Origin of the sequence: Rhodococcus sp. NPDC058639 (genome assembly GCF_042717545.1) — a bacterium.
Lineage (GTDB): Bacteria > Actinomycetota > Actinomycetes > Mycobacteriales > Mycobacteriaceae > Rhodococcus.
Genome location: NZ_JBHXRF010000007.1, coordinates 115,881 through 126,936 on the forward strand (window position 1 = coordinate 115,881; position 11,056 = coordinate 126,936).

Consider the following 11,056-nt stretch of genomic DNA (forward strand, 5'->3'; position numbering starts at 1 on the left):
GGTGGCGGAGCCGATCAGGGCAGCGCGGTCAGTGTGATCGTGCTGCCCTCTTCGGCGCGACCGTTCGCACCCGGGCTCTGAGCGATCACCACCGAGCGGTCGGAGTCGGCGACCTGCCGCACCGACACGTCGAACCCCAGTTCCCGCAGCTCGTCCCGTGCCGAACCGACCGACCGTCCGAGCATCGACGGCACCTTGACGGCGTTGGACACCAGCAATGTCAGAGTGCTGCCCGCGCGGACTTCGGTACCCGCCTCCGGATCGGTGCCCGCGACGCGACCGCCGTCGACCTCGGGGTCGAACACTTCCCGCACGTCCTGCACCGTCAGGCCGGCTTCGTCGAGGATGCGCCGGGCGTCGTCGACGGTTCGTCCGGTGAGATCGGGCAGTTCCACCGGCGGGGAGCCCTTGCTCACCACGACTTTGACCTGCGATCCGACGGGCAGGACTGTCCCGGGTGCCGGATCGAGCGCCGCGACACCACCCTCGGGGACTGTCGTGCTGAAGGCGCTTCCGCCGTCCACGGGCTCGAACGTGCGCCGGCGCAATTCGTCCTCGACGACCGACAGCTCACCTGATCCGGCGACGTTCGGCACCGTGGGCGGCCCCAGCGAGACCAGTAGCGCCACGGAGTTGCCGTCCGGGACACGGGAGCCCGTCGGGGGATCGGTGCCCAGCACCGTCTCGGGCGGGATGTCGTCGGAATACTCGCCGCGAACCTCGGCCGTCAGCCCCGCCGCCTCGATCGCGGAGACCGCGGCCGCGCGGTCCAGTCCGTTGACCGTCGGTACGTCGGTGAGCCGGCCGGCGCCGAGCCACCATCCCGCGATGCCCATGAACAGTGCGAGTACGAGAATCGCCGCGATCCACCCGACCACCGAGCGCCGGTGCCGGTGATGCTCGTGTACGTAATCGGGCTGCGGTGCAGGCTGCTCCGGGTCGGAGCGAGGATGCGGCTGCGTGACGACCTTGGTGTGCATCGTGCGGGTGGGATGCAGCTCGGCCTGCGGTACCGCGCCGGGATCTGCGGGGGCGCGCTGCTCGGGTCCGGCCGGGTAGACGGCGGTGGGAGCGTGCGACGACGTCGATTCCGGCGACGAGATCACCGTCGTCGCAGGTTCTGCCCGGGACGCCGGACCTTCGACTGCGGCAGGAGGTGAGGCCGCGGGCACCGCGCTCGTCGCGAGAGCCGACCGGCGAGGAGCCGGGACACGGTAACGGGGAAGGTCGAGCGCTTCACACGCGTCGTTGAGGGCGCGGGCCATCGCCTCGGCGTCGTCGAACCGTTCGCCGGGCTCGCGTTCGGTGGCGCGCCGCACCAACTCGTCGAATTCCTCTGGCACCCCGTCGATCCAGGAGCCCGGATCGGGCACGTCCTTCTCGACGCGCTGGTACGCCACGGACAGTGACGTGTCGCCCGAGAAGGGCGTGCGTCCGGTGAGCATCTCGAACACGAGGACGCCGGCGGAGTAGACGTCGCTCCGGGCGTCCGCACTCCCGGCGGTGACCTGTTCGGGAGACAGGTACGCCGCCGTGCCGAGGATGACGCTGCGCGAGGTGGTGGTGGCCGCCGCGACCGCCCGGACCAGACCGAAGTCGGCGATCTTCACCTCTCCCGCCTCGGAGATGAGGACGTTCTCGGGTTTGACGTCGCGGTGCACGAGACCCGCGCGGTGGGCGACGGCCAGCGCTCCGAGGACGGGCGCGGCGACGGCAGCGGCGGCGTGCGGCGGCATCGGTCCGCGTTCGCGGAGCAGTTCGCGCAGCGTGCCGCCTTCGACCAGTTCCATGACCAGGAAAACATGGTCACCGTCCTGGCCCTGGTCGTACACGGCGACGAGACCGGGGTGGTTCAGTCGTGCGACGGCGCGCGCCTCGAACTCGAAGCGCGCGAGGAACTGCGGATCGGCGGCGAACTGCGGATCCATGACCTTCACCGCGACCGGACGATCGAGCCGCAGATCTGTCGCGCGGTAGACCGTGGACATCCCGCCGCGCGCAATCCGCGATTCGATGCGATAGCGCCGATCGAGCACGACGCCGACCATTCGGTCGCCTCCAGCGGTCACCCGGTGTACTCCCGTCTCTGGTGTGGAACATCGGTGTGGAACATCGACAACCGGCACTGGACGCGACTGCCGTGGTGCCGGCGAGACGGAGTACGTCGTCGCCTGCGCGGAAGCCGATCTCGTCCTCCGTAGATGGTAGCCAGCCCACAAAAGCGGCAGCCGCGTAGATGGCTGCGGGTAGGCGACGATACCGTGGAGCAGTGAGTTCGATTCCCTATTGCGACGACGTCCTCGACCCCTCCATATCGGTCTATCAGCTCGTCGACGTGGCAAAACGCCTCGATGTCCCGATCGTCCGCGTGCATCAGATGCTGCGCGACCGGCAGTTGCTCGCCTTCAAGCGCAACCGCGTCCCCGTGGTACCCAAGGCGTTCTTCGGTGAAGACCGGCAGGTGCTCCCGCAGCTTCGCGGGCTTCTCGCCCTGCTCCACGACGGTGGATTCCACGACGAGGAGATCCTCGAGTGGCTCTTCCAGGACGACGATTCGCTGCCGGGTGGCTGCCCGATCGCCGCGCTGCACACCGACTCGGCGCGCGAGGTCATGCGGCGCGCTCAGGCTGCCGCCATCTGACGGACGCTCCGACCGATCCCGCGACGAACTGCGTGAGCGCGACCGCCGCGCGGGTGCGCCGCGGGACCGTCACCCGCCGGTCCAGAACCCGGAAGCCGCTCGCCTCGACCTCGTCGAGTATTCGCCCGTAGAGCACGAAAGCGGCACGGATACCCGGTCGCACCCGGCCGGGTAGCAGATCCAGCCCCGGCTCGGCCTTGCGGTATTCGGCCCGGGCCAGCGCGACCGCGTGGGCCAGAGCCCGCCGGACGCGGGGATCCACCGTGCCGGTGCGTCGGCCCTCCCGCAGCAGTTCGACATCTACCCCGAACGAGGCCCACAGCTCGACCGGAAGGTAGAGACGGCCACGGTCGAGATCCTCACCGACGTCGCGGATGAAGTTCGTGAGCTGGAATGCCGTGCCGAGCGCGGAGGCATGCGGCACCGCGTCCGGATCGTCCACCCCGAACACCGGGAGCAGTTCGAGACCGATCACCACGGCGGAGCCGTACATGTAGTCGTGCAACTCGGCCAGGTCGCGGTAGTGGCTGCGGTGCTCGGGCGTACCGGGGACATCCATGCGCATGGATCGGAGGAACGCCTCGAAATGGGCGATCGGAACGTCGTATCGGCGCACCGTCTCGGTGAGAGCACGCAGCACGAGGCCCAGTTCGTCGGGCCGGCCGGGTTCTCCGGCGAGAGCGGCCCGGAACCGGTGCTCAGTGGTGGCGAGCCCGCGCGCGGCCTCGACCGGATCGTCGACCGCGGTGACGTCGACGAGGTCGTCGACCACCCGCGCGAACCCGTACAGGGCATGGATCGCGCGTCGTTGCGAGGACGGGAGCAGCCGCGCCGCGAGGTGGTACGTGCGCCCGTGCTCCGCGGTGAGACGAGCACAGTGTGCGAACGCCGCGTCGAGGTCGTCGTGGCGTGGTCGGGGGACCTGCGGATCGAACACTCCGGTGATCAGGCCCCGCCGACAGGTGCGGAGCCGGGACCGTCGACCTGTGCGGTGCGGGACCGGGAACTCAGGCGTAGCGGGTCGCGCGTGGTCAGCGACCGAGCGGCGATGACGGCTGCCACCACCGCGAGCGCCACGTGCGCGATGTTGTACATGCCGATCGAACCGTCGGGGTTGAAGACCAACATGAGCCAGGTGGACAGGGCGACCAGGATCATCAGGGTGCGATCCGACATGGCGAAGGCTGCGGCCACCGCGAGCGGCCACGAGTAGTACCAGGGCAGCGCCGCGGGGGAGAGCAACGTCACGGCGGTGAGCGCCACGACGATGCCCAGCACGGCGTCGCGTTCGGTGCGGCGGAATCGCCACCATGCCCACACGAGGATCGCGACGAGCGCGAGGGCACACAGCATTCGGGTGACATCGAGGATCGACCCGAGTCGCCACGGCGTGATCCAGGTGCCCACGTGCGCCACCATCGTAGGCAGCGAGAGCCAGTTGATGATCTTCGAGGATCCGGACAGGGCCGTGAGCCAGCCGATACCCACGCCTGCGAGGAGTGAGGCACCACCGAAGACCGCCACGAACACTGCGAATCCGGCGCCCGCCGCCTTGAAGAACAGCCGCACCGGGGCCGCCGGTTCGCGCCCCTCGGCGAGCGCCCGGTCGCGTTCGTGGATCATCCACACCCAGACCAGGAACGGCAGCGCGATCCCGGCGGTGGCCTTGATCGCGGCGCCCGCCGACACCAGGCCGATGCCGCCGACATGACGGCCTTGGAGGACGAGCACGATACCCGCCGTCATCAGGCCGACCATGAGCAGTTCGTTGTGGACGCCACCGACGAGGTGGATGAGCACGAGGGGATTGAGTACCGCGAGCCACAGGGCGATCGCCGGGTTGCCGCCCATGCGGCGTGCGAGGCGGGGCACGGCCCAGGCCATGAGGAACAGGCCCGGCAGCATCGTCACCCGCCACAACCAGGTGCCCGACACGACGTTGTCGCCGGTGATGGCCGTGATACCGGAACCGAGCAGCAGATGCACCGGACCGTACGGCGTGGTCGTCGTCGTCCATACGTTGCTCACGTTGTCGAGCAGGACGCCCGGGTTGACCACCGGGCCGTCGGTGTACGGATCGAAACCGGCCCGCAGCATCGCGCCCTGCGCCAGATACGAATATGCGTCCCGACTGAACATCGGCGTGGCCACGAGGAGCGGTGCGGTCCAGGCGGGCAACACGGTCCACAGGTCGCGGAGGCCGACCGTGCCGGCGAGTGTCGCGCGGCCGACGCGGACCCACGCGCCGATCATGATCAGCACGCCGACCCAGAGAATGATCATCGACAGCAGTTGCCCGTGGCCGAACCGCAGCCACGACAGGAACATCTCTTCGAGAAGCGGGTCCTGCCGGCGGACGCTACCGGCGCCGAAGCTACCGAACGTCATCAGTACCGAACCGCACGTCCCGAGGAGGGCCGCATTGCCGGCGGGGCTCCGAAGGAACGCTGTGACCCTGCCGGCCGACGTTCGGCCGTTCGCCACCCGGTTCTGCGAGTCGCGGACGTCAGAGACGGGGACGTCAGGGGGTGGGGATGCTGCCGAATCCGCCGCCGATCGGTCCTGCGGGTCGGCGTCTGGGGCGGCGGGGGACGACATGGGTGTGGGTTCCTCCCCGGAAGCGGTGCCGGCGCGGAGCGCAGGGTCTGACGAACGATGTTGACGAACAGGTGCTGACGAACGGTGACAGTTTAGTGGAGGCGTGGTGTCCCCGGCTCCCTAGTCCGTCGGGTCCGCGGGACGCCGAGCCGTTCGGCGGCCAGACGTCCGGACATGAGCACAGTGGGAACACCGACTCCGGGAACCGTATCCGACCCTGCCAGCACCACATTCGGGAACCGAGGATCGACATTGCGACGACGGAACGGCCCCGTCTGGCGGAACACGTGCGCCGCGGCGAACGGGCTTCCGGCGATCATGCCCCGGGCGTGCCACGTGGCCGGGGTGTCGACGTGGTCGATCCGGAACTCGTTCGCGACGCCGAGGTAGCCGCGCGACTCCAGGACCGCGAGCAGTTCCCGGCGGTACGGGCCGGACAGCGCCGACCAGTCGAACGGCGCGCTGTCGAGATTCGGGCACGGTGCGAGCACCGAGAGCGGTTCGTGTTCGATACCGTCGCGCTCCAGCAACTGTCCCGGATCGGACAGTGCAGGCCGGGTGATGAGCAGAGACGGATCCGACATCAGCCGTCCACGACCCCGCGGCCGGGTGATCTCGGCGAACGTGCGCTCCCACGCGCCACCGAAATCGATGACGTGGTGATGCCGGGCGTTCCACGCGCCGGAGACCGCGGTGGGAACGGTGCCGTGCAGCACGACGGCCGACGGTGCGGCCAGCGTCCGCCGGCGCCGGCGCGCGGGCAGCAGGCGGTCCACCACGGGCGAGCCCGGCGTGAGCACCACGGCGTCGCATTCGTAACGGTCACCTTCCGCCGTGGATACCGCTGTGACACGTCCGGCGTCGACGTCGAGCGCCGTGACCTCGCTGCCGAGGTGCAGGTGCCCACCCGCACCGACGAATGCTCCGGCCATCGCCCGGGCGATCCGGCGCATCCCACCCTCGACGGTGTACACACCGAGTGTGGTGTCCATATGTGCGATCGCTCCGTACACCGCGAGTGCCTGCGCGGGAGCGACCCCCGCGTAGAGCGACTGGAACGTGAAGACCCGCCGCAGCCGCGGGTCGGTGACCCGGCGGCCCACCTGAGTGCCGAGCCGGCCGAACCCGCCGATCCGGAGCAGGCGCAGCAGGTCGCGGACGGCGGCCGGAGAGGAGACGAGGTCGAGCGGCGAATCGAAATTCGCGTCCATGAAGCGGTCGTACTCCGCGTCGAAGATGTCTGCGAGCCACGCGCGCAGGCGCAGATACCGCTGCGCTTCCTCGGCGCCGCACACTCGCGTGATCTCGGCGGTCATCGCGTCCGGGTCCGAGTGGACGTCGAGGGTGCTGCCGTCGTCGAACCGGGCGTGATAGGCGGGGGAGAGCCGGCTCGTATGCAGTGGCGGATCCACGGAACCGGCGTCGGCGCCCACCGCGGCGAGTGCGTCGACGATCAGTTCCGGCATCGTCAGCACCGTTGCGCCGTTGTCGATTTCGTAGCCCGGGCCGGTGTAGGTCCCGACGCGGCCCCCGACGCTGTCGGCGCGCTCGAGGACGGTGACCTCTTTCCCGGCACCACGGAGGTGCAGGGCGGCCGCGAGGCCGGCGAGGCCCGCACCGACCACGACCACCCGGTGTGCGCCGGGCACGATGCGCGTGCCGGTCATCAGGCGGCGCGTCGCGTCGCGGCGACCGCCGACGCGCGTAACCGCGCTTTGCCCTCCTCGGTGGCGCCGGACGCGTCGAGAGCCTCGAACGCGCTTTCGGTGAGAGCCGTGATCCGCTGCTCGACCTTGTCGACTGCGCCGAGATCGACGAGCACGCCGCGGATCTCCTCGACCTGATCGTCCGTGAGGTCGGCGCCGATCGCCTCGCGCAGCGCTCGAGCGACAGCCGGGTCGGTCGCGTCCGCGGACTCGAGCGCAAGTGCGAGCAGTACGGTGCGCTTGCCGGACCGGAGGTCGTCTCCCGACGGCTTACCGGTGACGGCGGGGTCGCCGAAGACTCCCAGCAGGTCGTCGCGAAGCTGGAATGCCAAACCGATGTCGGTGCCGAACCGGCGATAGGCGGCGATCAGGTCGTCGTCGGCGCCGGCGAGCACCGCACCGATGTGCAGCGGGCGCTCGATCGTGTACGCCGCGGTCTTGTACCGGTTCACACGCGTCGCGGACTCGACCGTCTCGTCCGACGCGACCTCACCGACGATGTCGAGGTACTGGCCACCGAGGACTTCGGTCCGCATCGCCGACCACACCGGCGTCACCCGTGCGAGTTGCTCGGCGGAGAGTCCCGACTCCCGCAGCATGTCGTCGGCCCAGACGAGAGCGAGGTCGCCGACCAGGATGGCAGCGGCCTCACCGAATTGCTCCGGCGAACCCTGCCACCCGGCGTTGCGGTGCCCGCTCGCGAACTCGACGTGCACGGTCGGAAAGCCCCGGCGGGTGGTCGACGCGTCGATGATGTCGTCGTGGACGAGCGCACCGGCCTGCACCAATTCGAGGGCCGAGCACGCGCGCAGCACGGCGTCCGCGTCGGGTCCGGCCGGATCGCCGCCGGCCCCGAGCCAGCCGGTCCAGGCGAACGACGGCCGGACCCGCTTTCCGCCGCGCAGCACGAACGACTGGAGTGTCGCCACGGCGTCGCGGTATCCACCGCCGACCGAGTCGACCAGTTCGGCGCGGGTGGCGAAGAACTGCCGCAGGGCGTCCTCGACGAGTCCGGGGAGTGAGGGGGCGGGCACGGGATCGGCTCCGGTGGACAGGACAAACCTCCTGGTCGATGTGCACGGCACCGCCGGACGACCACGGTCCCGGCACCTCGGTCCACCCTAACCGGCCCCCGCAGGGGTCGCCGCAGACCGGACGCGAATGCCCGCGCCTTATGCTGAACGCGTGGAAAACGATCTGGTCAGGGCGACCGAGGACAGCGGAGAGTCCCGCACCCCATCCATCGTGGACCGTCTCGGTGCCACACGGTCCGGCAGGATTCCGTTCTCGGTCGAGTTCTCGCCGCCCCGGGATGCCGACGCCGAGGCACGACTGTGGCGAGCCGTGCGCGCGTTCGAGCGGCTCGGCCCCGCCTTCGTCTCCATGACGTACGGCGCCGGCGGATCGACCCGAGACCGTACCGTTCGCGTCACCGGCGACCTGGCCGAAGAAACCACGATGCTCCCCGTCGCCCACCTCACCGCGGTCGGACACAGCGTCGACGAGATCCGCGCGATGGTCGGTGCCTACGCCGACCGCGGCATCACCAACATTCTCGCGTTGCGCGGCGACCCGCCGGGAAATCCGCTCGGGGAATGGGAGAAGCACCCCGACGGTCTCGAGCACGCCGACGAACTCGTGCGACTGGTGCGCGATCTCGGCGACTTCCACGTCGGAGTGGCTTCGTTCCCGGAAGGTCATCACCGCTCGCCGGACCTCGACCACGACACCCGTTACCTCGTACAGAAGTTGCGCGCGGGTGCCGAGTACTCCATCACGCAGATGTTCTTCGATGTCGAGCACTATCTGCGACTGCGCGACCGGGTCGCCGCGTGCGATCCCGAACAGGCGGCCAAGCCGATCATTCCGGAGATCATGCCGATCACGTCGCTGCGCTCGGCTCGCCGGAGCCTCGAACTGTCGGGTTCGAAGCTGCCCACTGCGCTCGAGGAGCGGTTGGTCCGCGCGGCCGGAGACGGGCCCGAAGAGGATCGCGCCGCCGTGCGCGAGGTCGGCATCGAGGTCGCGACCGAGATGTGCGAGCGGCTGATCGCGGAAGGCGCACCCTGCCTGCACTTCATCACGCTGAACTTCGCCCGGGCGACCAGCGAGGTGCTCTCGCGGCTCGGGATCGAGGTCCGTTCCTCCGTGCCGGCCGGGCAGCCCGTCTGATACCCGGCCCGTCCGATCACGGCCCGTCCGATCCCCGGGTCACGGCAGCAGGCGGTCCTTCCATACCGCGCGTCCCGCGCTGCGGGCCCGCACGGACGCGGCGGTCAGCCACCCGAAGATGACGACGGAGACCGGATGCGCGGCGATACCGAGGGCGTCCGCCGCGTCCAGGCGCTCGCCCCGCTCCGTCGATCGCGCGACCCAGCGGGACAACAGTGCCGCGCTCGTGCCGAGCACCCCCCAGCGGCGGGTGCGACCACGCCCCGTCACCGCGGCCACGGCGGGAACGACGTAGGCGACCGCGTATGCCGTCACGACTGCTGCCGCACCCGCCGGTGATCCGAACGCCGACCACAACCATCGCGTGTAGCCGCCGGTCAGAGCGTGTGCGCCCTCGTACATCCGACACGACACGAGCGGCCCGCCCGCCGCGACGACGGTGGTGCGCCCGGACCGCCGCAACGTCCGCGCCAGGTCGAGGTCCTCGGTGGGGCTCGCCGCGACCGCGGAATGCCCCCCGATCGCGCGGTAGTCGGCCGTATCGAACGCGAGGAACTGACCGCAGGCGACGGCCATCGACGGGCGACTGGTGCGATGGGCAACCGCGACCGGCAATATCGAGAACCAGGACCAGAACAGCAACGGCTGCACGAGACGCTCCGTCGCGGTGCCGGCAACTTGGTACGGCCACGGCGACACCAGTGCCGCCGATCGTGACCGGAGCAGTGTGACCGCCGCGGCGATCGCGCCGGGGCGCAGTCGTACATCCGCGTCGATGAACACCACGACGCCGGTCTCGTCGGGGCGGGACTCCGAGAAGGCCCGCTCGCACGCCGCGGCTTTTCCGGTCCAGCCGGCCGGAGGAGGCGTGCTCGACCGCACCACCGTGATCCGTGGATCGCTACCCGCCGCGCGCCGCGCGATCTCGAAGGTGCCGTCGGAGGAGTCGTCGTCGAGCACGAGCACCCGCAGCCGCGGAACACCGCGCTGTTCCCGGAGGTCGGCGATCACGGATGCGATCCGGGGTGCTTCGTCGCGGGCCGGAACCACCACGGTCACCGATTCGGTGACCGCAGATCCCTCGCGCAGGCGCGGCAGAGCGAACCGGTTGGCGGACGCGACGACGGCCCCGTACACGGCGGCACCAGCGCCCAGCGCGACCGCGCGGCGGGTGAGGCGGAGCCGTACCGGGCCGGCTGCGCCGTGACCGGTCGAGCGGACCATCCGGCTCAGGACCGGTCCTCGTCGTCGGACACTGTGGTGCGCTGGGGTACCGGGTTGCGGGTCCACCAGGCGAGCACGCCGACGAGGAGCGCGACCCCGAATGTTCCGCCCGCCATGATTCCGGCCCAGCCTGCCAGGCCCCGGGTGTTGGGGTCGGAGTAGCGCACCTCGGCCCGCAGGGTGCTCACCTCTCCGGCGGGCAGCTTCCACGTCACGATGGAGTCGGACTCACGCGTGCCGTTGGTGGTCGCGACCCGGGCGGGGAAGGCGATCGTGAACTGCACGTCGGTGCCCTGCGACGGCGCCGCTTCGAGGTCGACCCGGCCGTTGAGCGAGACCAGGTCCCCGTTGCGTTGGAGGTTGAGCTGGAGCATACCCGCGCCCTGCTCGGACATCGTCATCAGCTGTTGCACATCGCCGAACGTCAGACCGCTGAAGTAGACCTGGCTGCCCACATAGCCGTCCCGCTCGTATTGCTGGACCTGGACCTTGCCCTCCAGTGACGCCGGTGCCACGAGCTGGGGGCCGTTGTCTTCCTCGTCGGCGGGAATGGTTGCGGCGACGATCTGCCCCGACACACGGTCGTCGGACGAGATACCCATCGACGCCTGAACCCGGAGACAACCGGTGAGGAACGGAAGGGCGAGAAGTACGAGGCCCGCGACCGTGAGGGCGCGGCGGACAGGCATGGTGGACTGCTGCACGGGGGATATGG

General features: G+C 70.1%; 9 protein-coding genes. 2 read left to right on the forward strand and 7 right to left on the reverse strand.

The window, feature by feature from the left end; all coding sequences use genetic code 11:
• Window positions 1–14: 14 nt before the first annotated feature.
• On the reverse strand, window positions 15–2,069 hold the full coding sequence (pknB, locus tag ACFWU2_RS15270; RefSeq protein ID WP_378607612.1) for a Stk1 family PASTA domain-containing Ser/Thr kinase: 2,055 nt from the start codon (window positions 2,067–2,069) through the stop codon (window positions 15–17).
• 200 nt (window positions 2,070–2,269) lie between these two features.
• Between pknB and ACFWU2_RS15275 the strand changes: the two genes are divergently transcribed.
• Window positions 2,270–2,641 (forward strand): Rv2175c family DNA-binding protein, encoded by a 372-nt coding sequence (locus ACFWU2_RS15275; protein WP_378607614.1) that lies wholly within the window; start codon window positions 2,270–2,272, stop codon window positions 2,639–2,641.
• Here the strand turns inward: ACFWU2_RS15275 and ACFWU2_RS15280 are convergent.
• The 4 genes from ACFWU2_RS15280 to ACFWU2_RS15295 all read right to left on the reverse strand — a co-directional run bounded on the left by ACFWU2_RS15280 (window position 2,610) and on the right by ACFWU2_RS15295 (window position 7,979).
• Window positions 2,610–3,578, reverse strand: coding sequence for a phytoene/squalene synthase family protein (locus ACFWU2_RS15280; protein WP_378607616.1), 969 nt, complete (start codon window positions 3,576–3,578; stop codon window positions 2,610–2,612). The two genes, ACFWU2_RS15275 and ACFWU2_RS15280, sit on opposite strands and share 32 nt — an antisense overlap.
• A gap of 8 nt (window positions 3,579–3,586) precedes the next feature.
• Window positions 3,587–5,239, reverse strand: coding sequence for an alpha-(1->6)-mannopyranosyltransferase A (locus tag ACFWU2_RS15285; protein ID WP_378607618.1), 1,653 nt, complete (start codon window positions 5,237–5,239; stop codon window positions 3,587–3,589).
• A 92-nt stretch (window positions 5,240–5,331) separates the two neighbouring features.
• Complete coding sequence (gene crtI / locus ACFWU2_RS15290) at window positions 5,332–6,906, reverse strand: phytoene desaturase family protein (RefSeq protein ID WP_378607620.1); 1,575 nt, start codon at window positions 6,904–6,906, stop codon at window positions 5,332–5,334.
• The gene (locus tag ACFWU2_RS15295) at window positions 6,906–7,979 is read right to left on the reverse strand and encodes a polyprenyl synthetase family protein (protein WP_378607622.1); all 1,074 of its coding nucleotides are present in this window, start codon (window positions 7,977–7,979) and stop codon (window positions 6,906–6,908) included. The genes crtI and ACFWU2_RS15295 overlap by 1 nt, the downstream gene beginning before the upstream one ends.
• 211 nt (window positions 7,980–8,190) lie before the next feature.
• Between ACFWU2_RS15295 and metF the strand changes: the two genes are divergently transcribed.
• The gene (gene metF, locus ACFWU2_RS15300; RefSeq protein ID WP_378608041.1) at window positions 8,191–9,117 is read left to right on the forward strand and encodes a methylenetetrahydrofolate reductase [NAD(P)H]; all 927 of its coding nucleotides are present in this window, start codon (window positions 8,191–8,193) and stop codon (window positions 9,115–9,117) included.
• Window positions 9,118–9,156: 39 nt separating this feature from the next.
• Here the strand turns inward: metF and ACFWU2_RS15305 are convergent, their stop codons facing one another.
• Together ACFWU2_RS15305 and ACFWU2_RS15310 are read right to left on the reverse strand one after the other, a co-directional pair.
• Window positions 9,157–10,341, reverse strand: coding sequence for a glycosyltransferase (locus tag ACFWU2_RS15305; protein ID WP_378607624.1), 1,185 nt, complete (start codon window positions 10,339–10,341; stop codon window positions 9,157–9,159).
• Window positions 10,342–10,346: 5 nt separating this feature from the next.
• Window positions 10,347–11,030, reverse strand: coding sequence for an LppM family (lipo)protein (locus tag ACFWU2_RS15310; RefSeq protein ID WP_378608043.1), 684 nt, complete (start codon window positions 11,028–11,030; stop codon window positions 10,347–10,349).
• Between the last annotated feature and the right edge of the window lie 26 nt (window positions 11,031–11,056).

Excerpts from the sequence above, each read along its gene's own strand:
- ACFWU2_RS15285 (WP_378607618.1), bottom strand. The coding sequence starts at position 5,239 with ATGTCGTCCCCCGCCGCCCCAGACGCCGACCCGCAGGACCGATCGGCG.
- crtI (WP_378607620.1), bottom strand. The coding sequence starts at position 6,906 with ATGACCGGCACGCGCATCGTGCCCGGCGCACACCGGGTGGTCGTGGTC.
- ACFWU2_RS15305 (WP_378607624.1), bottom strand. The coding sequence starts at position 10,341 with ATGGTCCGCTCGACCGGTCACGGCGCAGCCGGCCCGGTACGGCTCCGC.
- ACFWU2_RS15310 (WP_378608043.1), bottom strand. The coding sequence starts at position 11,030 with ATGCCTGTCCGCCGCGCCCTCACGGTCGCGGGCCTCGTACTTCTCGCC.